This is a genomic window from Pedobacter ginsengisoli (assembly GCF_002736205.1).
GTDB classification, from domain to species: Bacteria; Bacteroidota; Bacteroidia; order Sphingobacteriales; family Sphingobacteriaceae; genus Pedobacter; species Pedobacter ginsengisoli_A.
Genome location: NZ_CP024091.1, coordinates 948,456 through 971,299, shown reverse-complemented (window position 1 = coordinate 971,299; position 22,844 = coordinate 948,456). Strand labels below are relative to the sequence as shown.

Below are 22,844 nucleotides of genomic sequence, written 5' to 3'. Positions count from 1 at the left end.
AACAATGAAAAAGATATTCAATTATATAACTATAGGGGTGCTTGGTTTAAGTGTTTCTGCATGCCAGAAAGATTTTATAGACCTTACTCCCACTGCACAATTTACAGATGCAGTTTATTTTAAAAAGGCCGCCGATTTTAAAGCATATGCGACCGCCTTTTATGGGCGGCTTCAGGGATGGAGTTTTAGCAATATGGACAACAGCTCAGACCTGTCTGCAAATAGCAATGGGAACGGTTTTGACATAGGTTATGGTACCATCGCAGTTGGAAGTACTAACTGGGATTATTCAGGGATTAGAAGCTGTAATACTTTGCTTGAAAAAGCAAGTACCTATACAAATCCAGGAGAAATAAGTCAGTATGTAGGCGAAGCTTACTTCTTTAGGGCTTATACTTATTTTGGTTTGCTAAAAACTTTCGGCGGCGTACCTATTGTAACAACTGTAATGGATGTGAACTCACCAGACCTATTTGCCAAGCGCAATAGCCGATACCAGGTGGTGGCACAAATTTTAACAGATTTAGATGAGGCCATTGCAAAATTGCCTATTGAACAAAACTTAACTGCCACAGATAAAGGAAGGGCAAGCAAATGGGCAGCAAAGGCTTTAAAGGCCCAGGTATTATTGCATGAAGCTACATGGGAAAAATATGTAGGTCAAACTCCTGACGGGGATGGCACAAGTAAAGGAGCCGGCACCGCCGGATACGAAGCCGCTAATGTAAATAAGTATTTAACAGATGCTGTTGCACAATGCCAAGATATCATGAATAATGGAGGCTATGAGTTGTGGAACAAAAATGCCGATTCAAAAATGGCAAACCTAAGTTCATGGTATTTATTTAACCTTGAGGATGCGGGATCTAATCCGGGTGGATATGATAAAACTAGTAATAAAGAGTTTATACTATATCAAACCTATGATTATACTTACAAGCAGTCAAGAATAAACATTAGCTGGACATCCTGGCAGTTATATCCAAGCCGCAAATTTTTGGACATGGCAGTGTGTACAGACGGATTACCTCCAACTAAATCGCCTTTGTTTCTGGGCTACCATACTGCAGATTCTGAATTTCAAAATAGAGACAGGCGTTTATTGAATTACTTATATGGTTCTATGACAGCACCTACCTCTGTTACGCTCGATTTTGGAAGTCTGGGTTCAAGTGGTTATGGCAACAGCAAATATGCAGTTTACGGCTACGGTTCAAGAAGGATTGACCTTACCGAATCAGCCAATTGGCCAATTATTCGTTTAGCAGAAATTTACCTGATTTACGCAGAAGCATTAATTGAATTAAATGGCAACATTACCGATGCACAACTGGATGCTTCTATTAATAAATTAAGAGATCGCGGAGGAGTAGCACGTTTAACAAATGCATTGGCTGGAACAAACGGGCTGGATATGAAAGAAGAAATAAGAAGAGAAAGAGCTGTTGAGTTATATCGTGAAGGCAAGCGTTTTGATGATTTAAAACGCTGGGGCATTCTGGAAGCATCTTTAAACACTTCTCGTTTAGGGAGAGTTGTAGGTGATGCAAGTTATGCTACACCATTTAAGGATGCTTCTGGTCAGCCAACTTCGCTTTATAAAGCTACGACGTATGTGTGGGGAGAAGAGGTAGTGCAAACACCAAAAGGTATGCTAAAAAGTGTAGTTGTTTCTAGCTCAGTAAACCACTCTGTTGCAGCAAAACATTATTTATATCCAATACCATTAAGCCAAATCATTTTAAATAAGAATTTGCTTCAAAACCCTGGCTATAACTAGTTATAGAACAGACAACCTAATTGGATTATCATCAGATATTTAGAAATTATGAAAACATTACAAGTTTATAATATATTGAGTTGGTTAGGCATTCTCTCCTTCTTTGCGATTTTGTTCACCTCCTGTGAAAAAGGTCCTAGCTTCAGAGAATTTAATTACCCTGAACTAACTGTAAATGATTTTTCTCCGAGCGCGGGACGCCCGGGATATCAAATCACCATTAACGGGACTAATTTTGGAGATGTTAAAAGAGCTGTTACTGTTTATTTTAATGGTGTGGCAGCTACCCAGGACGACATTGTTAGTGTTACTGATAAGCAGATTGTAGTGACTGTTCCTAAAAATGCTACCAGTGGAAAGATAAAGGTTAAGGTGTGGCAATTTACCAAAGAAATATCGGGGGATTTTGCCTTTATACCCGGAGGTGAAATCAGTAATATCTCTCCTGGATTTGGCCTGGAAGGTTCTGTAGTTACCATATTAGGCAAGAACTTTGGGATTATCCCGAGCGACATCAAAGTTACTTTCGGTGGAGTTAATGCTGAGGTAACCTCAGTAACAGATACAAAGATAGAAGTAAAAGTACCTAAGGATGGTGTTACGGGCTTAATTAAACTTTACGTAGGCCTACAGGAAATTGAAGGTATTTATTTCTTAGTAGGTGAAGAAAAATTAGCTGGTACCATAATAGGAACTCCAGGGTCATGGAGCAACAATCCGGCTACAACAGTTGCAGCTGCTTTTGATGGAAATATAGCAACCTTTGTTGATGGTGCTGTTGCATCAGGATATGTTGGTCTGGATTTAGGATTAGCTAAAGCGAAACTGAACAGGATGCGTTATTATCCAAGAACCGGAAATGCGGCCAGAATGAATGGCGCCCGGGTGTATGGAACAAATGATCCGGATAAAGTTGGAACTACAAACGGCGACCTTTTATTTACCATCACAACAGCCCCTATTTATGATTGGAATGTAGCAACCATAAACAGTACAACCAGTTACCGCTACTTATACGTGTATTTTGCTACCGGAAACCTGAATGTAAGTGAGCTAGAGTTTTATGGCGTAAAAGACAACTAAAATTTAAAATGATGTGCTCTGGCTTGTCTATATCAAATCAGAGCACATCTTCATATCCGATCAGCTATTAAGCCTGCAATTATTCCTATTAATTTAAAATCGTAATTATGAAACTATTTAGTACTGTTCTTCTGCTTTTTGCGGGATCGATCTTCCTTTTAAATTGTAGTAAGAAAAACTCCGTTCTTAAAACACCAGATCCAATAACTCCTCCGAATGGGAATGTTTTATCTATCGATACATTGGCACCCGGCATGGCTATGAAACATGTGGGGGGATTACACACCGCGGCCGATTTTACAAGAATAAAAACAAAGCTGAATGACAATGCGCAGCCATGGGTTTCAGGATATAATAAACTTCTTGCAAACTCACATGCACAGTTAACTTACACACCAAATCCCCCAGCAAAGCTGGTTCGTGGTGGCGGAAGTGCAGAGGAGCCAGATCCTGATAATTATTCAAGAGCATTTAATGACGTTGCGGCGGCTTATCAACTGGCATTAAGGTGGAAAATTTCAGGTGATAATGCATATGCCCAAAAATCTATTCAAATATTGAATGCCTGGTCAAGTACCTGCAAACGCATAAGCGGCGATTCAAACGCTCAATTGGCAGCTGGTATTTATGGTTATCAATTTGCAGTAGTGGGCGAATTAATGAGGGATTATAGCAATTGGCAACCTCAGGATTTTAAAGCATATCAAAAATGGATGGTTGATGTTTTTTATCCTATAAACAAAGATTTCCTGAATAGACATAACGGTACCTGCGATTCCCACTATTGGGCAAACTGGGATTTGTGTAACCTTGCCTCTATTATGGCTATAGGTATACTAACAGATAACCGGCCAATGTATAATTATACCATTAACTATCTGCAAAGAGGCAATGGTAATGGCAATTGGTTTAAAGCAATTAATTATGTGTTTGATGGAGAGAATGCAGGTTTGGCACAGTTGCAGGAAAGTGGACGCGATCAGGGACATGCTACATTAGTAATTGCATTGATGAGTACCATCAGTCAACTGGCATGGAACCAGGGCGATGATTTTTATGGTCTGGATAATAATCGTTTCCTTAAAGCCTGTGAATACACTGCTAAATACAATGTAGCCAGATTAGAAGTTCCTTTTCACGAATACACCCGTTTGTGGGCAGCAAATTGTGCCCAGTCGGAGATACATAAGGTAGTAAGCGACAATAGCCGGGGCACTACCCGCCCTATGTGGTCTGCTCCTTATTTTCATTATACAAAAATAAAACAAGTTGCTGAGCCTGCAACCCGTTATATTGCTATGGGTGTACAAACAACTTTATCTGAAGGAGGTGGAGGTGATTATGGACCAAACAGCGGAGGCTTTGATCAGCTAGGGTTCGGAACATTAATGTACACTTTACCATGATACATTTTTAGTTAAAATAAAATAGGGGCCGTATTTATGATACAGCCCCTATTTTATTTTAACGCCTAATCCAGAACGTATTTATAACAGGATTTGCAGTTTGTAATTTAGGTTCATTACTGTTCCCATACTGCCAGGCCACAACAGTAACTTTTACAGGAAAACGACTCCCGGGAGGAACTTTAAGAAGATTCAGACGATCACCCACAATTTCAGCAGGTCCATCTTGCACGTAGAAAGAAACAGGCACGTTAGCATCTGAACTGGCGTTAAGCTTAATGCCTTTTTCATTTTCACGCTGATCCGGAATAGCTGAAAAGGTAAGCTGCTGTACCCTACCCGCAGTATTTAAAGGAGGAACAAGCATTTGGGCCTGCTGCACGGCTGGTTTATACCGTTCATCGCCTGGATGAATGGCAGCAAACCACAGCTCGTAACTGTGTGGATTTTGCCAGAATCCGGATTGAGGCTGAATACGAAAAGTAGAATCATTAAGTTTGATCATAGGACCGGTAATGTGCTGGATTGTTATCGAACCAGCATTTTTCACATGGCCAATGTGCTCACCTGCAGGGGCTTCAGCCCAAATAGCTGGCCGGGGGCTTCCTCCTGGTATGGTATCATAAAAAGCTGCTCCCAACTTAAAGGTTATCCCATCGGCTAAAGGTTCAAATTTAAGGTTAACCTGCTGATGTGTATTTCTTTGTCCTACCATTTTTCCATTTTGCACATAGCCAATTAGCTGAACTTTTTTATTTCGGTGCCTGGCCTGATAGTTCAAAGTTGCCTTTGCCAATTCCTCATCAAAATACCAGAAAGCTTGTGCCGGATCCCCGTTGTAACGGCCCACTGGTGCCGCCTCTGCCCTGGGAACCTCATCTTTCCTCCACTTATATACCAGCCAACCAGTATTAGTTGGATCTATTGGTCTTAGCCCCAACTGGTTTGCACCTTTAGGTAAGCGGTATTGCATTACTTTCTTTATATAGAGGGCAATATATTTACCCTTTTCAGTGCTACCTGCAAAATGTCCTTCAGCAGGACTTGCCAGCATGCTTAAGGGCATTAGCGGATGTGCCGTTTTTTGTTTTAACCCTTCTATTGCCACATTTTCTGCGTCCTCATACTCTCCCATAGTTTCAAGACAAGGAATAAAATCGATATTTCTGGTTCCCCAAATATCCGGGGCAAAAACCGGATGGCGGAAGTAAGGCCATTGGCCACTCACTGAAATTGCTGCAAGTGCCCTTTCAGGATTCCAAGCTGCCATATAGTATGGAGCACTTGCTGCTGCTGAATGTCCCATGCCAATAAATGGTGCATCCCGTAATTCTTTATAACCAGATACCTCTGCAAGATCATTCATAACGCCACTAAAGATGGTTCCGGCACCCTGATTAAAATTAAAAAAAAGATCATATGCAGGGCTAATCCAAACCTGGGCAATTCCGAGTTTGCCCATAGCCTTTCTGAACTCAGGATCCTCCAGGATCGAATGTTCTTCCATATTATTCTGTGCAAAAATAAAGGCTTTTACCCTTTTGCAATCTGGCGGAATCCATAAATAGGCCCTACACGGTTTATCATTCTTAATGGTTTTTACCGCTACCGACCATTGCCACACTGCCCCTTTTACTGAAATTGAAAGCGCACCAAAAAAAAGGATAAGCAGTAGTATGAACTTAGTTTTCATCATTTATATTTCTAAAAAATATCGACAAGAAGGGGAAATTACGAAATAGCATTGCTAAATACTATTTCGTAATTTCTCTGATCCAAATGGCCTGCCCTCCCGAAGGAATTAAATCTGTTTCAATTATTGTTTTATGATCCACCGATTTCCTGGTTACCCTTACTTTGGTAGATGTGGCAACCGAAGGATCATCTGAATAAATACTGGCGATGTACTTTTTATCCTTTGATAAAAAGTTTAAAGGTATTTTAAGCTTACGTGCATCATTATTGGTAAGGGTTCCAATAAACCAATCCTTTGCTTTTCGTCTGGCAGTGGTAATATATTTACCCGGTGTTCCATCCAATACCCTGGTTTCATCCCACGTTGTCGGAATTTTATCCCAGAACTCCAGCTCAGGTTCATCTTTAGAATAAGCTGGCAGATCATACCAGTATAAAGTTTGTAACGGGCTGTAATATACCGCTGCCATAGCCAGCTGATGAGCATGACTTGTTTTGATCCGTGGGTCATAATAGCAGATGGTATAATCTGCTGCTCCGGCTATATATCTGGTAAAAGGCATAATGGTATTGCTGGTGGCATCAGGCATTTCCTCATTACCTCTAATTCCCTCCGAAGTTAACAGATTTGGCCAGGTACGCTGTTCTCCTGTAGGTCGCCAATCATCATGGATGTTCACCATAATTTGCGACTCCGCAGCCTGTTGAATGGCTTTTTGCACCCAGGTAGTCCAGCGGTGAGACCCAACTTGTACAAAACCAAATTTTACACCTTTTACACCCCATTTCTTATAAACCTTAAATAAACTATCTGATTGGCTGTACAAGGCCTGTAAATTTACATACAGCCAAACCCCAACTCCCCGTTCCTTTCCGTATTTGATGATATCGGGAAGATCAAAATCCGGGATGGCCACCTTTGTGGCATCAGATTTAAAAGTAAATGAGGGGCCATACCATTTCCAATCGAAAAGGATATACTGAAGATTATGTTTTACTGCAAAATCAATATTAGCCTTTGCATCAGCAGTGGTCTGGGTCATCACCCTAATAATCTTACCCGGTTTTACCCAGCTTTCATCCTTAATCATGGATGGAGTATTCAGGTTGAGCACCAAATGGTTGTTCTGGATCAGGTCTCCCGCTTTTTCTGCTACCATTATAACCCTCCATGGGGTACCAAAAGGTGAGATCAGATCGGCAGGCGTGTACATAGAGGTTAGAATGGTATTGGATTTTACAGCACTCAATTTAAACTTTGTACGGGCATAATCAACCATCTGTGCCTCTGCAAGGCAGGCATATAACCCACCTGGCAACTCCAGGGTCAAAGGTCGTTCTCCTTCATCCTTCCAATTCTTTAAAGGCAACAACTTATATGGTGCCTGTGCCCACGAGGCATGCCAGGCATTAGTGCCTTCGGGCAATGAAAACTCTGTATTTTCAGACACGATCCGATAATAAGTTCCCTTCTCATTTTCCGGGAAGAAATACCTGAATGCAGCACCCTCATTATAAGCCCGTATCTCAATATTCATCGGGTAAATAGGATTATCCTCCTTTACCGCCTGTATAGTAATAGCTTGATAATGATCTCTGATCTGGGAACTTTCTCCGGTTATGGGCGCCCACACGGTATCTTTAGTACTGCGAACAATCCCAGTTATCTTCAGGTTTTCAAACCATTTCTCATGGCGATCTACCTTTAAAGCCATTGCCTGCTCACTCAAATGATTATCTAGCTGTAAATCTAATAGAGATTCCAGCACAACAGGTCTCCCTTTAAAATTTACCGTGTAATACATACCACAGGTACTGTCGGTTAACTGCTTCTGATAAAACGTTATTAAGATATTTCTATCAGGAGAATACAATTGTTGAAGGGAGCCTGAAACCAATTGCTGCGCCCTGGCGGAACTAAAGAAACCAAACAGAGCAACAGTAATGGTTAAGAGCGGTTTTAATTTTCTAAGCTGCATAAATATTGGATAGTACACACGTTTCACGTAAAATCTGAACTGCTCGGTAAACCTGGTTAACTACAGATTGGTACCTTATTCCTGTAATTGCTGCAATCTGGTTATAATTGAGATCCTGATAGAAACGCATATGAATTACCTCACGCTGTTTTAGTGGCAGATTATTAATTGCCCCTATCATCGCCTCCTTTAATTCCACATCCTGCTCCCTTGAAATAATAGCATCTTCATTTGAAAATTCGAATTCTGCAATTGGCATCGCATCAAGCTTTGCTGCTTTCAACTGAGATCTTCTGATATGGTCTAATAAAATACAGCGTGTTGAACGGTAAAAGTAAGCCCTTACATTCGTGATCTCTCCTATCTTCACTCTATTTTCCCAGAACTTAATAAAGAGTTCCTGCAGCAGATCATCAACCACATCCGTATCCTGAATCATTGTAATCGCATACCTGAATAGGTCTGGATAAAGTGCTTTATGTAGTAAGGCAAAAGATTTTTGCTCGCCATTTCTGGTACGATCCCATAGCACCTTCAAATTGTGAACTTTGTTCATAAGAATTAAATATTTGGTTACTGCAATGTTTAGTTTGAAGCAAGCCTGCGAAGAAATATTTTCAGCTCAAAACTTGCCGTAAATTGCAGTTACGAAGATGGTTTGGGATAAAAAAAAGGAAGGGTACAAAATCGTAATTAAGGAGTGTATTTTCGCCAGATGACGTTTTTAAGCCTCTAATCTTTGAATTTATAACGTTTATTAAAGGATTTGCGATGCTTTTTTATAAAGTCTGACGGATTGGAATGAAACAATTTATAAAATTGTTTACTGAAATATTTGGCATCATTAAACCCGGTCTGAAAAGCTGCCTCATTTACATTACAATCTGTATTGATCATAATTCTGGCAGCAGTGCGCAAACGGATGAAACGGATAAAGGCGCTTACTGATTGTCCGGAAATAGATTTTACGCGCTTGTATAAATTGGAATGGCTCATTCCAATCTCGTCTGCAAGAGCCTTAATTCCGAAGTCGGCATCATTTAAATGTTGCTCAACAATGATGATGCACCTTTCTAAAAATTCCTTATAGGCTTCTGATATGATCAGGTTATTTGACTGAAGTGTTATCTCGTTATAAAAATAACGTTGCAGGTTATTTCTGTTTTTTAAAAGATTGGCCACACGGGCCACCAGGTATTCTTTTTCAAATGGCTTACTAATATAATCATCAGCACCGCCCTCCATACTTTTTAATTTTATATCTGCAGAAGCACTTGCAGTAAGCAATATGACTGGAATATAAGATAACGCAGAATCATTTTTTATCTTTTCACATAACTCAATTCCATCAATACCCTGCATTCTGAAATCGGTAATAATCAGGTCCGGCAATTTCTCAGTAGCCAGCTTCAGTCCCTCAGTTCCATTTTCTGCTTCATAAAGCAGGTAATCTGATTTAAAAATACTTTTAATATAGGTTCTGATATCTGCTTCATCATCAACAATTAAAATGCTTTTTCTATCGCTGATCAACTCCTCATCTATCTCTTTGCCAGCATTCAGTTCATCAGAAAATGGCGGTACTTCGTCCAGCATCTCATTAAATAAAAGGGATTTATCCTGAGTATCCGGATTAACAATGGCTTCTGAAAAATGAGACTGCCCCTTTAATAAGGTAAGATAAAACGATGTTCCAACACCCAATTTACTGGTGTAACTTAGTTGTCCATTGTGCAAGTCAGTGAATTGTTTGGCTAAAAACAGGCCAATTCCAAACCCCGGTTTACCGGAATCATCTTTTCTAACGGCCTGATAAAACCGATCAAACAGCTGGTCTCCTGCATCAGCAGGAACACCAGAACCAGTATCTTCAACTTTAACCAGCACATCATTGACAGTTTCAGTAACCTCTATAGACACCTTTCCACCAGAAGGGGTATATTTTAGCGCATTTGATATCAGGTTAAACAAAACAATCTCAAGTTTCCCCCGATCTGCGTAAATCTCCAGTGCTTCATTTTTAAAGACCAGTTCATACAGAATCTGCCTTGAAGCTGCCTGCTGGGTAAAGCACAGGTATACTTCCCTGCATAGATCATAAAAGTTCAATTTCGAAATCCGGATATGATCAAATCCTGCATCGGCCTTTCTAAAAAGCAAAAGCTGATCAATCAGACTCAACATCCTTCTGGCATTCCTGTGAATAAAACCAAGTTCTTCAATATCTTCAGAGGATCGATTTCCTGATTTCTCTATAAGATCTTTAACCGGATTGATAATCAGGCTTAACGGAGTCCTGAACTCATGAGAAATATTTGTAAAAAAAGACAGCCTTTTTTCATTCAGTTCTTTTTCCTTTTCATTAATAACACGTTCTTTTTCATGTTCAAGGCGTTCTTTTTCATATTCAGCCTTTTTTTGCTGGGCGCTCAAATTAGCAATTTTAACCTCATAGGTAAGTTTGGTTTGTCTGGCCTGGTAAAGGAAATACAAGTAAACCAGTGCAGCAACCAGGCTAAAGTAAATAAGATACGCCCACCAGGTTCTGTACCATGGTGGCAGTACAATAATTTTTAAACTGATTTGCTTACTGTTCCAAATTCCCTCTACATTGGTATTCTTTACCCTAAAAACATAGCTCCCCTCATTCATATGGGTATAAGTAGCAGTACGCGAATTCCCTGCTTTATTCCAGTCCCTGTCCCATCCATCCATGTAGTAAGCATAAGAAACTTTATTAGCGGCTGAGTATTCCAGTGCTGTAAATTCAAAAGAAAACACAGCCTTATCATAAGGAACCTTCAGCTCTACAATCTGACCATCCTTATTTCCTTTTATAAAAGAAGGATACTGCTCTACCGGTACATTATCAATATCTAAGCCTGTTAACAACAGATTAGGCGAATTATTTACCGGTATTATACTTGCCGGCCGAAAAATATTAAACCCTTTTATACCTCCAAAAACCATTTCGCCTGATTTCAGTTTAAGACTTGAATTGATCTGAAACTGATTGCTCTGAAGGCCATCGCTCTGGTAAAAGTTTGTAAACTCCTTTTGTGCTATATTGAATTTAGAAATCCCATTATAAGTACTCATCCACAAATTACCTTTCTCATCATCCAGCAGGGTTAGTACTGAATTGTTGCATAGTCCGTTTTCTGTAGTATAACGGGCCTTAATTTTACCGGCTTTGCGATCAAAGAGCAAAAGCCCCCCTCCTTCAGTACCAATCCAGAAATTACTTTTAGCATCCTCATAAATTACCCGAACAGTATAACCGATGTTAAAGAATTGATGCTTTTTACCAGCTTTATCAATTTTTACCAGTTGGCTCAGATTCCCTCCCCAAAAAGTTCCTTTTACATCTTCCTGTAGCACAAACAGATCGGTAAGGCGGGTATCAAAAAGCTCAAATTTATTTTCTGCACGATTGAGTCTGTACAACGCACCTAATAAACTACCGCGACGTAAAGTAGATGCCCATAAGGTATGGGCGCCATCTTCATACAAATTGAATACAACTTTACTTTCTATTCCGGTTTGAGGATTAATGCACTTATAGCGTTCAAAAGTTTGGGTTGATCTGTTATATCGGTTTAATCCGTCAGCAAAAGTCCCTATCCATATTTCTCCTTTATAATCAGAAACAATGGTTGTAATAAAATTTCCGGATATTGATTTTGGATTTCCCGGGATATTTCTATGCTGAACAAATGAATTTGTTTTTCTGTTCCAGATATTCAGTCCTGAGTTTTCTGTACCAATCCATAATTGATTGCCTCCATCATCATAAAAGGCCGTTACGCCATCTTTTGTTAGCGAATTTTGGTTTCCTGGTTCATTGGCAACTGTCTGGAATTTCTTTTTATTAGGATCAATGATGCTCACCCCAATAAAGGAAGTACCAATCCATTTCCTCGAATCCTTATCGATATAAATGGAATAAATCATCCCTCCATCAAGACCATCTTTATGATCAGCCGTTTTCAAAAATTCTATTTGAGAACTGGAATTATTATAGAGGTATATCCTGCCAGATCCGCTTCCAATCCAAAGGTTTTTTGAAGGATCAAGCTTAAGTGCAGATATGGTACTAGTTAATGATACACTCCCCGCAGCAAACATTTGCTCTGCACTATTGTCCAATATATTATACCTAAATAGCCCTGAATTTGTTCCAATCCAGATGGAGTTACCATCAACTTCCATACAAACTGCCATGCTGAGCGCAGCATAAACCATTTTCAGTTTTCCAGAATGCTCATCAAGCATACACAACCCAAGGTTTTGAACAAATACCCAAAGCCTGCCTTTCTGATCGGTTTTTAAAGTTTGAACCCCATACTCCCTGGTTTCTTTCCCATTTACAACCAAAGGAATCTGGTCGGCAATAAATTTTCCGGCTTTACAAGAAAGCAAACCAAGACCTTCAGATCCAATAAAAACATTTCCATCCGGGGTTGTCTTAATATCCTTAATCACCTCCCGTATGGTATCTGTACCTTTGGCAGAGTGATAAGCTACAGTATTGAATTTTCCTGATAGCTCATCGTAAACACTAATTCCCTGACGTGTTCCAATCCACAAATAATTCCTAGAATCGCCGGTAACTACATGAATGATGTTATGTACCAAAGAATGTGGATCATTCAGTTTGTTTCTGAATACTTTAAACCCATATCCGTCATACCTGTTCAAGCCATCTCTGGTGCCAAACCACATAAAACCCTTGTGGTCCTGATAAATCGTACGCACCAGATTATTGGACAAGCCATTCTCTATTCCCAAATAACCTGCAGGAGGAAAATCGGTTGCCTTTAGCCTTGTTAGGCTAAAAATAAAAAGCAATAAAATAAGCGATATCCTCACCCCCTATACAGTTTACTTAAAAATCTTTTATTCCAAGGCTTCCGCAAGGCCTAAACCTTTTTGAAGTCTTTGCAGCCTCAGCAAGGCTTCAAGATAATAATAATCTGCATAAATAATAGAAGCATCTACTTCAGATCCTTTGGGTTTATGTCCAGTTGAATGCAAGAGAAAAGCACTATTCTTTTCACCGCTCCGGTACGCCGAAGAAGATAAAGACCGGATCATCTTTCCGGCCTTTTCGCGATAATTTAGTGCCTTTTTTTTATCCTTTACTAAGGTAGAGAGCTCCAGCAATGCAGAAGAAACAACAGCCGCAGCTGATGCATCTCTAGGCGCTTTTGGAATTGCAGGATCATTAAAATCCCAATAAGGAACCAGATCAACCGGTAACCGCTGCAGGTAAACATCAGTTACCTTTTGGGCGAAATCCAGAAATTCAGTATCGCCCGTTTCGCGGTAGCACATAGTATATCCATAAATAGCCCAGGCCTGTCCGCGTGCCCACATAGAATCATCCGCATAACCCTGATGGGTTACCCCTTTTATTTTCATGCCCGTTTCACGATCATAAACTACTGCATGATAAGAAGTATAATCCGGCCGAAAATGATTCTTAAGGGTTACTTTGGCATGGGAAACAGCAATTTCATATAAGTTTTTACTTCCGCCATTTTTCGATGCCCAAAACAGCAACTCCAGGTTAATCATGTTGTCGATAATGGTATTGTGCTGAGGCCATTCCATATTGGGTACCGACCGTGGCCATGAAAGTATGGTTCCTACTTTGGGGTTAAACAAAGTAGCCAGCGTATCTGCCGCGGCCAGTAACACTTCCTTATATTCAGGATTACCGGTTAGCCGGTAACCGTTGCCATAGCTATTAAAAATCTGAAAACCCAGATCATGATCCTCTGCCTTATGCAAGGATAAAGGTTTTAGTGCTCTGCTGGCCTCATCAGCAAGTGCTTTAAATTTCGCGTCCTTAGTACCTTCATAAGCATACCAGAGTATTCCAGGCCAAAAACCACTGCACCAATCCTGATAACTAATAAACTGCCATTGCTGCTGACCGGAAAGAATGCTTCTTGGTATATTTTTTACACCATCAGCAGGAAGCTGACCGAGGGTTTTATTGATTTGTGAAGCGCAATACGCAATTGATTTGCGACTGTTTACCTGCCCATAGCCAATCTTGCAACCAAGAACAACTACTGCTGTAAAAAAAAGAGTCCTGAAAGTATTTATTGTCGCCATATATTAATGACACTTAAATTTATCAGTTATACTCAAAAAAAAATAAATTTTGTTTATTGCGTGGTCACTTGCTCTTACCATAATGCCCAGTAATTGTCCGTCCGAATTAAATTATCGTCATTATTTTTATTAGCTGAACCAACGGAATCGGAAACCACATTGGGTATTCCATTAATCCTGTTCGATATTTTTTGCCAGTGTTCCTTTATTTTTTGTGAAGAAGCTACTTCCACACTAAGAGAAATGCCCTCTTCTTTCTCACAATCATCTTTTTTTGGTTTCCTTTTCTTCATACAATTAAGACAGAAAGAAACTGACCCTATACTCTTAAAATCACAATTAAATTTAATAAATGTTAAAACAAGCCCTACAGTACTATTGGAAATCAAACCAAAGCTTTCCTGATACCTTCGAACTCACAGAAATGTTTTTTTGACTTTGAGGACCCATTGAATCCGCCTGCTTAAATTTATTCCCTATTGGAGCTATTGCATTTAAAAACCCTAAGTTCCCTTCAGGAAACGGTGGATTTACATGAGAGATAAATGTTGTATGTGCCTTATCTGGTTTAAGCATTTGCAGAAACAGTTCTGATTTATCAGTAAATACTTTAAATGTAGAATTTCCGGCTTCTACCTCTGCCCAATACAAATTCGCATGATAGCCCTTAAATTCAGGATAAATAAAAGTTTCGCCCGTTATTGTGTTATTGTAACTCTTTTCCCAAACACTTGTGCTCACTCCTTTTAACCTGTTTTTCCAGGTCCTGTAAGGACCATCACCCAGCCAGCGCATGCCAGTTACCTTAGATTCATCAATATTAAACGTTATCCCATAAAAATTGGCAGCTCCGGTCTGCGTATAATCATATTCCAGACATACCGGTTTTCCTAAAACAAATACCCATCTGGCATTTAAAGTTGATTCACCTGTATATGAGCTTTCCACAATAATTCCTCCATCGGCTGTTTTTGTATGCTTAAAGCTCTGCAACGATTGGTTTACACCGGCAAGCACAGGGCCGTTACCAAAAGAAACTATGCCTTTACTATTCTCAACCGTTTTTAAATAACCTGTTTGAGTATCAAAAGTATAAGTTACGCCGTTTTGCGTTACAACATATGCATTCTCTTTTTCCGAATCACTGATTTTACTTTTCTCTTTATCAATAGCCATCAGATTCTGCTGTGCGATCTGAGTAGTAGTTTTAATTGGCCACATCCAACTATAAATTTCCCTTCCCTGCTTGTTTGTGGCAGTAAAACGCAAGGCATCTGCATCCTTCCAATTTGAAGTGAGCTCTAGTTTAAAACTACCAGTCTTGCCAGGAGCAAGAGCTACTGACAGCTTACCTGATGAGATTTGAGTAAATCCATCTTTCTTTTCGGTTGCCAATGGGAACTTAACCAACTGCCAGCTAAACTTACAATCAGACAAATTGGTATACAAATAGGTATTTTCTAACTCAACAACCACATTTTGTGAACCGAAATCAGGCTTTTTTACCTGCACCGGACTCCAAACTTCTTTGATGGTATAAAAACTCCCCTCTTTTTCTCGATGGGGGCCAACAATGCCATCGGCTCCGTGGTTTCCATCCGTATCTATACTGTCCCTTTTATCCTTTCTAACCACCCCCTCATCTGTCAAAGCCCACAGAAAACCACCTGCATGCCTTGGATTTTGGCGGATAAGTTTCCAGTTATCATCTAAACTTGCACCATGGCCTCCATCGTACAAACCATGGATCATTTCGGTATGCAACAGGATATCCTGTTTTTTTGCCGCATTTTCAATGTAGCTGTATTCAGGATAGTGTTTGGTATCTATGTTGTTAAAATTACTCCAGGGATGAATTACTACCCTTTTTTGAGGATCATAAAACGCATAATCATTATCCAGGTCAAAATTAAATCCTCCCTCATTTCCATTTGCCCAAAACACAACGCTCGGATGGTTTACATCGCGAATAATCAATTCTTTAACCAGCTTTCGGCCAACAGGGGTGCCATAATGTTGTTGCCAACCAGTTAGCTCGTCAACTACAAATAACCCTAAGGAATCGCAAAGATCTAAAAACTCAGCATCAGGAGGGTAATGCGACATACGAACACCGTTCATGTTCATATCTTTCATTAGCATAATATCCTCAAGATGAATTTTTCTACTCAGTGTTCTGCCGCTTTCAGGCCAGAAACTGTGACGATCTACTCCTTTTATTAGAATCTTTGTTCCGTTTACGTAAATCCCATCCGACTTCCTCACCTCTACAGTTCTAAATCCAAAACGTTGATTTAACACGTTTACAGTGCGGCCATTTCTTAGAATACTTATCTCAGCATTGTAAAGATTCGGGAATTCAGGGTTCCAAAGTGCAGGCTTACTAAACTTACCTGTTAATCTAACAGAATCAGCAGGTTTGGCTATGTTGTAATTTATTGGCGTGCCAAATACAACTCCCTTTAATGTTTTTAAGCGTACCGACACCTTATCGCCCGACTTTATATTCCCAGTAAACACATCAACGCCAAAATCCCCATTAGCCCTGGCATCAATTGCAACACGGTCTATAAATGTTTTAGGCATTATTCTAAGATAAACGGGTCTAAAAACACCTCCAAACACCCAGAAATCACCTTCTCTTTCAGCATCGTTTACAGTTGGGTCAGCACTTTGCTTGCTTACTGTTATTTCCAGTAAATTTTCAGCATCAAATTTTAACAGCTTACTTACCGAATAATTGAACCGATAAAAGCTACCCTGATGTATGGCACCAGCTAGCTGACCATTAATTTTGACTTCAGCATCAGTCATTACCCCTTCAAATACAAGCTGAATCTCTTTATCAGACCAGCTTTTATCTGCTTTAAAATTATAGCGATACAACCCCTGCTCCTCCCACTTTTTCTTATCATGGCCATAATTATAGCCGCCAAATCCTTGAAGTTCCCACTGCGATGGAACGGGTATTTTTGTCCATTTCCCACTATTCATTCCCTGGGTACAAAAAAAGTCCCAGTTAATGGTATGATCTTTATCAGTTCCAGATAAGTAAACAAGCTTGGTCTGCTGAGCTATAGCTTCGGTAGAGACAAGGCCTAAAAAACACAAAGCGGAGAAAATAATTCGTTTCATACTGGTAAGATAATAGAGGATGGCGTTAAATAAAGAAATGTAATGCCCTTTTTACTCAATTAACTAATAATTTTTCATATAATTACCAACATAACACACTGATAATATAACAGTTAAACAAACCACAGTCAATACCTAATTTGTTCTTTATTTTGAACAAACCTTGCTATTCTTTTGCTTGAGCAAAAGAATAGCAAAACAATAGCAAAAGGAAAGCAAAAGAATAGCAAAAGAAATTATAGACTTAAGCCCCACTTTTTATTGGGCCTGTCACTTAAAGTAATTTCAATAAGCCCTCCCTCTTTTAGCTTTTCATAGCTAAGAAAATTTTTAGCATACGCTTTCTTGTTCCACCGTATAGCTGAAATATAGCCTGAGTCTTTAGACTGTTTATGCGTGGTGATGGTTAGTTTTTTTGAATTTGGAAGAGTAATGGTAATCTTATCAAATAAGGGAGCAGTTAGCAAATAATTATTTGAAACGGGATCTACCGGATAAAAGCCAAGGGATGCAAATACATACCATGCCGACATTTGGCCGGCATCGTCATTACCGCTCAACCCTCCAGGCCCGTCGCTATATTCATTTGCCAGAATTTCTTTTACCCTAAGCTGGGTTTTCCACGGAGCAGCGGTATAATTATATAGAAAGGGAATCTGGTGACCCGGTTCATTTCCATGCCAATACTCCCCACCATTAAAAAGTGTATCTAAAGATTGTTCAAGTTTGGCCCTGCCTCCCATTAATGCTGCTAGTCCCGGAACATCATGTGGCACATAAAAAGTATACTGCCCCGGTGTACCTTCGGTAATGTATGGTTCTTTGGCATTTCCTTTAAAAGGTTCATACCAGCTTTTATTAATATACCTGCCCCGCACCATGTTCACCTTTGGATCAAAAACATTGCGGTAATTTTTACTTCTCTTTATTAATTCGGTATAATCTGCGGTTTTATTCAATCCTTTTGCCACCATAGCCAAAGCATAATCATCATAAGCATATTCTAAAGTTCTGCTTACCTGCTCCTTTTTATGAAAGGCATCAGGAACACCATCTTCCATTGGGATGTAACCATATTTCAGGTAGGTATCTAATGCTCTTCGTCCTTTTCCCTTTATATAATCTGCTTTTGATGGGCTCTCGAAGGCATTTTGGCGCATCAGTCGGTAAGCTTCATTCACATCATAGTTACGGATCCCTTTTGTATATGCAGAGGCAATAAAGGCTGTTCCATGATCACCAATCATTGCTGCTGTATAGCTGTTCCAGCATGGAAAAATAGGCAGCCAGCCTCCCTGGCTCCCTTTCAGGATCATAGATTGAACTGCATCATTAATCAGTTCAGGTTTCAGGAGTTCAAATAAGGGCAATTGGGCACGGTAAATATCCCACATTGAAAAATCATCATAGTAATTGCCTTTTGATAGTTTTTCTAACTGATAGTTTCCTGAAAATCGAGGGTAAGTACCATCAACGTCATTAAATAATCGTGGGTGCTGCATGCTGTGATAAAATGCAGTATAAAATATACGTTTATCTTTAAGGATCGGCGTTTCTACTTTTATCTGGCTCAAGGCCTGTTGCCAAATTTGTTTGTTTTTGGCTGTCAGAGCTGAAAAATCCCAATTTGTGATCTCATGCTCCAGATTTTTCCGGGCTCCTTCTAAATTACTGAAAGAAGTACCTACCCTAATTCTTAGTATGTCTCCTTTGTTTACCTTAAAACCCAGGTAGGTCCCAATATCTTTTTGGTTAGCAATAGAATCCGTATTAAATATTCCGGTTGAGCTGAATGTTCCATGATTGGTTATGGCCTTTTCAACTTTCAGATAAAAGAAACCATTAAAGCCCGCAGGTTCGCCCCAGCCCTGATAAATGCGGTGAACTGGGTTGTAACCCCATACTATACCGTTTTCTTTATCAACCTTAACAAACCCTTTTCCCTGATCACTATTTGGCATAATCAGCAGATAGAGGCTATCTGCGCGATGCGCTGTAAACTGCATCATCGATGAACGAAGTGTTGCAGTAAACTCTACATCAAGTTGGTAGCCCGGCAAGTTCACTTTATAGTAATTTGGGGCCGTGATCTCGTCTTTATGTGAGAAAGAAGCTCCGTATGCTTCTGGCTTTGTCTTTAAACCACCCATAATGGGCATAACGGTAAAACTACCATAATCCTGTGTACAGGAGCCACTTAGCCAGTGGGTAGCCCTGATGCCTGTAAGCACACTGTCTTTATAAAGATATGGAGGAAGACATTTTGTTTCTGATTTGCGTGTTTCGGGACTGAACTGTGTCATCCCAAAAGGTAGGCCCACAGCCGGAATAGTATTGGCATTGAGCTCGGTTCCGCTACCGTGCTTTAAAGCAGCACTGGTTGTGCTGGCAGCAGTACCTGCCAGGGGCTGTACATATTGCACAACATCCTGTGCTTTTGTGGATAAACCAAGGCCAAGTAGAAAAATAAGGGAGATGTTTCTCATTGCTTTTTTATTGCTTCGACTTTTGAAGGAAATGCAGATTCTCCGCCCAAGTTAATTGTTTTTAAATCAACAACGCTATTACTTTCCAATATATGGGCAAAATAAGCTGGTCTGTTTTTACCCCATGTTGCACTGCAATTCCTTATGGTAACCTTACCGGCCTTATCAAGATAAAAGGCTGATGTTTTGGCTTTTAAAAGACCTTCAACATTGCTTGGGCGACGATCGTAAACCCCTCCAGGGAGTTCAGTTGTTTTGTTAATGAATACATCAACTCCATCAAAAACAACTCCTGATACTTTATCTGGTGATTCGGCCCCTACATAAATACCATTCTCGCTTACACACTTAATGTTATTAAAATAAATATCTGTTACTGCTCCCACTTTCCCTTCAGTTTGCCCTTTAGGAAAACGCCAGCCGGCATCTTTATTATTTCCTTTTGCCCTTGGATAGGCTGTTACATAAATGGGCTCGGCCTTGCCCCACCAAACATCAGAAAACAAGTGCGAATCAATAATTATATTCGAAAACACTACATTAGAAACTGTTCCTTCATCACGGTTCTGTATGCCAATTCCTCTGTTACTTTTACTGATGATACAGTTACTTATTAGCACATTATTTATACTATCCATGTTTTCTGAACCTATTTTAATTGCGCATGAACGAGAGCTCATGGTACAATTGCTAACGGTAATATTTTCGCAAGCACCAAACTCTTCATATTCGCGTCTGTTTTTTAAACAGATACAATCGTCTCCAGATTCTATATAACAATTGCTAATCCGCACATTTTTACTGTGATCAAGATCAATCCCATCGCTGTTTCTAACTTTTAAACTGTTCAAGAGGGTAATATTGTCTATTACAACGTCGTCACAGCCAATTAAATGAACTGTCCAATATGCAGAGTTTTGAATGGTAACGTTAGTTATACGGATATTTTTGCCACCAATAATGGTTAGAATATGAGGCCTTGGGTCAATGATATTAAAGGGCTTTAATACATACGAATCTTCAAGTTCGGCTCCCATAAAAGAGATTCCGTTACCATCAATTGTTCCGGTTCCACTAATAGATACATTTACGAGCTTTTCGCCGCCAATCCATATGGTTCCTTCGCCTTTATTTTCACGAAAAGCACTTTCAGTATAGACTTTCTCATCGGGGTTGGCCAATATTTTAGCATTGCTTTCGATATAAAATTCTACAAAGGATTTAAGTTTAAATGGACCCGCCAGATAGATTTTCCCTGAAGGTATAACTACCCTTCCGCCACCAGCAGCAGAACAGGCATCAATTGCTTTTTGAATTGCGAAGGCATCGTCTGTTTGGCCATCGCCAACTGCGCCGTAGATAGTAATATCGTATTCTTTAACAATATTATTTGGGTTAATGGCCATTGAAATTAACGGCACAAAACATATCAAAAGGATAGTTAAAATAAGTTTACAGGGGATTATTTTACTCATAGTTTTCCAGGTATATGATTGTAAGTAATAAGCAGAATCGTCATCCTGAAATAAATTCAGGATGACGAAAAGCTTTAATTATATCCCGGATTTTGTACCAGTTTGGGATTGAGTACTCTTGCACTAGCTGGTATTGGCATCAAACGTCTTCGTACATCATTGTCTGTTTTAAAGCCCCATGCTCCTTCATACTTTCCAAAGCGGATCATGTCATTACGGTGCCAGCACTCCCAGGCAAACTCCCTGCAACGTTCTTTATATAGGTCTTCCAGCGTAACTGAGGTCCAGGCAGCAGTGGTAGTACGTACTGCACGCAGCTGATTTACCAGTGATAAAGCGGTCTGGCCCTGTGTAGGAGTTGCTCCGCGCAATATGGCTTCTGCTTTCATCAATAAAATATCAGAATACCTGAACATTGGAAAATCATTATTTTGATTCCTGTTTGATGAAGTACTGTCGCAATAGAATTTATTGTTACGATAGCCCATGTTCCAGGCGATTTCATCATTACCTGCATCGAATGGTCTTGAGGCATCACGTAAAGTTACATTTGGTGTAATGTCTACCTGATAAGTGATTGGAGTTGCACCATCAGATCCTGAATAGAATTGATCGTATCCTTTCTTTGTGGTAGATACATTTACAGGTGCTCCAGAAAACAAGAATTGTGGTCCTTTAATCCATTGCGAATTTCGCTTGTCATTAGGGTCATTAAAATTTGCATAGTATTCAGGTAGCGTACTCATAGGTGCACTTGGCGTATGTTTCAAGCTGAACTTTGCTTGTAACGAACGAGGCAACGAATACCTTGCAAAGAAGAGATAGCCATTTGAGAAGCCCGGATCAAAGGGTAAAGCGAAAATAAACTCTTTAATTTGAGGTCCATTATCTATAAAGAACATCTTTTTATAGTCTGATTCTAAAGCGAATGGACTTCCCGTTGCTGTAATAATGGCATCGCACTGTGCTACAGCATCATTATAGCGTTGTGTTCCGGTGTATACTTCAGCATTCAGGTACATCTTAGCCAATATTGCATTAGCAGTGTATTTAGTAGGGCGACCATAAGTTGCAGCTCCTACAACTGAACTCAGATTAGGTAAAACTTCCTTAAGCTCGGCCTCAATGAAGTTAAAAACCTCTGTTCTGGATTTTGTTTCCGGAGGTGTAGTTTCACCAAAAGTTGTAACGATGGGGATATTGCCCCATAGATCCATCATCATGAAAAAGGCCAATGCACGTGTGGCTCTAACTTCTGCTAAAGCTGTAGTTTTAGCGGCAGATTCCGGTGCATCTTTAAGTAAGAACAAACTTTGGTTGGCCTTGCTGATTACACTTGACAACCATCCCCAGCCACTGCTCACGTGGCCATTATCAGGATCCCAGGTATGTTTATGGTGTTGTTCATACCGGCCACCATCATACCAGTTACCTCCTCTTGCAGGCATAATAGATTCATCGGTACTTAACGATTGCATGAAAAAATAATCGGTGGTAATGCCCTGACGTAACTGTACATACACCTGTCCGGTTAATTGTATAAAATGTTGATCTGTTTGAGGAAAGGTTTCAGGAGTTAACTGGGTTTTTACCTCCAGATCCAGTTTATGGCACGACGTTAGTATTGTTAGAGATAAAATTACTCCGGTTGCTATGTTTATAAGGTTTTTCATCTTCTT

The 22,844-nt window shown here is 39.8% G+C and carries 13 protein-coding genes; 3 read left to right on the top strand and 10 right to left on the bottom strand.

Features of this window, described 5'->3' with window-relative positions:
• Window positions 1-4: 4 nt before the first annotated feature.
• The 3 genes from CPT03_RS04045 (at window position 5) to CPT03_RS04035 (ending at window position 4,269) form a co-directional block, all read left to right on the top strand.
• A complete protein-coding gene (locus CPT03_RS04045; RefSeq protein WP_099441001.1) occupies window positions 5-1,780 on the top strand; it encodes a RagB/SusD family nutrient uptake outer membrane protein in 1,776 nt (591 codons plus the stop codon).
• 48 nt (window positions 1,781-1,828) lie between these two features.
• Window positions 1,829-2,863 (top strand): IPT/TIG domain-containing protein, encoded by a 1,035-nt coding sequence (locus tag CPT03_RS04040; RefSeq protein ID WP_099437642.1) that lies wholly within the window; start codon window positions 1,829-1,831, stop codon window positions 2,861-2,863.
• Between the two features lie 107 nt (window positions 2,864-2,970).
• Window positions 2,971-4,269, top strand: a complete 1,299-nt coding sequence (locus CPT03_RS04035) for an alginate lyase family protein (RefSeq protein WP_099437641.1) — start codon at window positions 2,971-2,973, stop codon at window positions 4,267-4,269.
• Window positions 4,270-4,327: 58 nt separating this feature from the next.
• Here the strand turns inward: CPT03_RS04035 and CPT03_RS04030 are convergent, their stop codons facing one another.
• The 10 genes from CPT03_RS04030 to CPT03_RS03985 all read right to left on the bottom strand — a co-directional run bounded on the left by CPT03_RS04030 (window position 4,328) and on the right by CPT03_RS03985 (window position 22,838).
• A complete protein-coding gene (locus CPT03_RS04030; RefSeq protein ID WP_216641604.1) occupies window positions 4,328-5,965 on the bottom strand; it encodes a hypothetical protein in 1,638 nt (545 codons plus the stop codon).
• A 58-nt stretch (window positions 5,966-6,023) separates the two neighbouring features.
• Window positions 6,024-7,943, bottom strand: a complete 1,920-nt coding sequence (locus tag CPT03_RS04025; RefSeq protein ID WP_099437639.1) for a glycoside hydrolase family 97 protein — start codon at window positions 7,941-7,943, stop codon at window positions 6,024-6,026.
• On the bottom strand, window positions 7,933-8,499 hold the full coding sequence (locus CPT03_RS04020) for an RNA polymerase sigma factor (protein WP_099437638.1): 567 nt from the start codon (window positions 8,497-8,499) through the stop codon (window positions 7,933-7,935). Before CPT03_RS04020 ends, CPT03_RS04025 begins: the two co-directional genes overlap by 11 nt.
• 176 nt (window positions 8,500-8,675) lie before the next feature.
• Window positions 8,676-12,815 carry a two-component regulator propeller domain-containing protein gene (locus CPT03_RS04015; protein ID WP_099437637.1) on the bottom strand — a complete coding sequence of 1,380 codons (4,140 nt, stop codon included), beginning with the start codon at window positions 12,813-12,815 and terminating at the stop codon, window positions 8,676-8,678.
• Window positions 12,816-12,842: 27 nt separating this feature from the next.
• Window positions 12,843-14,069 (bottom strand): glycoside hydrolase family 88 protein, encoded by a 1,227-nt coding sequence (locus CPT03_RS04010; RefSeq protein ID WP_099437636.1) that lies wholly within the window; start codon window positions 14,067-14,069, stop codon window positions 12,843-12,845.
• Between the two features lie 74 nt (window positions 14,070-14,143).
• Window positions 14,144-14,362, bottom strand: a complete 219-nt coding sequence (locus CPT03_RS04005; RefSeq protein ID WP_099437635.1) for a hypothetical protein — start codon at window positions 14,360-14,362, stop codon at window positions 14,144-14,146.
• Between the two features lie 82 nt (window positions 14,363-14,444).
• Window positions 14,445-17,204 (bottom strand): glycoside hydrolase family 2 protein, encoded by a 2,760-nt coding sequence (locus CPT03_RS04000; protein ID WP_099437634.1) that lies wholly within the window; start codon window positions 17,202-17,204, stop codon window positions 14,445-14,447.
• Window positions 17,205-17,440: 236 nt separating this feature from the next.
• Window positions 17,441-19,690: a GH92 family glycosyl hydrolase gene (locus CPT03_RS03995; RefSeq protein WP_099437633.1), complete on the bottom strand. Its 2,250-nt coding sequence runs from the start codon at window positions 19,688-19,690 to the stop codon at window positions 17,441-17,443.
• Window positions 19,687-21,165, bottom strand: a complete 1,479-nt coding sequence (locus tag CPT03_RS03990) for a glycoside hydrolase family 28 protein (RefSeq protein ID WP_099437632.1) — start codon at window positions 21,163-21,165, stop codon at window positions 19,687-19,689. The genes CPT03_RS03995 and CPT03_RS03990 overlap by 4 nt, the downstream gene beginning before the upstream one ends.
• Window positions 21,166-21,239: 74 nt before the next feature.
• The gene (locus CPT03_RS03985; RefSeq protein ID WP_099441000.1) at window positions 21,240-22,838 is read right to left on the bottom strand and encodes a RagB/SusD family nutrient uptake outer membrane protein; all 1,599 of its coding nucleotides are present in this window, start codon (window positions 22,836-22,838) and stop codon (window positions 21,240-21,242) included.
• Between the last annotated feature and the right edge of the window lie 6 nt (window positions 22,839-22,844).

Bases quoted from the DNA above. Each gene is read 5' to 3' on its own strand.
- CPT03_RS04045 (WP_099441001.1), top strand. From the start codon at position 5: ATGAAAAAGATATTCAATTATATAACTATAGGGGTGCTTGGTTTAAGT.
- CPT03_RS04040 (WP_099437642.1), top strand. From the start codon at position 1,829: ATGAAAACATTACAAGTTTATAATATATTGAGTTGGTTAGGCATTCTC.
- CPT03_RS04035 (WP_099437641.1), top strand. From the start codon at position 2,971: ATGAAACTATTTAGTACTGTTCTTCTGCTTTTTGCGGGATCGATCTTC.
- CPT03_RS04030 (WP_216641604.1), bottom strand. From the start codon at position 5,965: ATGATGAAAACTAAGTTCATACTACTGCTTATCCTTTTTTTTGGTGCG.
- CPT03_RS04025 (WP_099437639.1), bottom strand. From the start codon at position 7,943: ATGCAGCTTAGAAAATTAAAACCGCTCTTAACCATTACTGTTGCTCTG.
- CPT03_RS04020 (WP_099437638.1), bottom strand. From the start codon at position 8,499: ATGAACAAAGTTCACAATTTGAAGGTGCTATGGGATCGTACCAGAAAT.
- CPT03_RS04010 (WP_099437636.1), bottom strand. From the start codon at position 14,069: ATGGCGACAATAAATACTTTCAGGACTCTTTTTTTTACAGCAGTAGTT.
- CPT03_RS04005 (WP_099437635.1), bottom strand. From the start codon at position 14,362: ATGAAGAAAAGGAAACCAAAAAAAGATGATTGTGAGAAAGAAGAGGGC.
- CPT03_RS04000 (WP_099437634.1), bottom strand. From the start codon at position 17,204: ATGAAACGAATTATTTTCTCCGCTTTGTGTTTTTTAGGCCTTGTCTCT.
- CPT03_RS03995 (WP_099437633.1), bottom strand. From the start codon at position 19,690: ATGAGAAACATCTCCCTTATTTTTCTACTTGGCCTTGGTTTATCCACA.
- CPT03_RS03990 (WP_099437632.1), bottom strand. From the start codon at position 21,165: ATGAGTAAAATAATCCCCTGTAAACTTATTTTAACTATCCTTTTGATA.
- CPT03_RS03985 (WP_099441000.1), bottom strand. From the start codon at position 22,838: ATGAAAAACCTTATAAACATAGCAACCGGAGTAATTTTATCTCTAACA.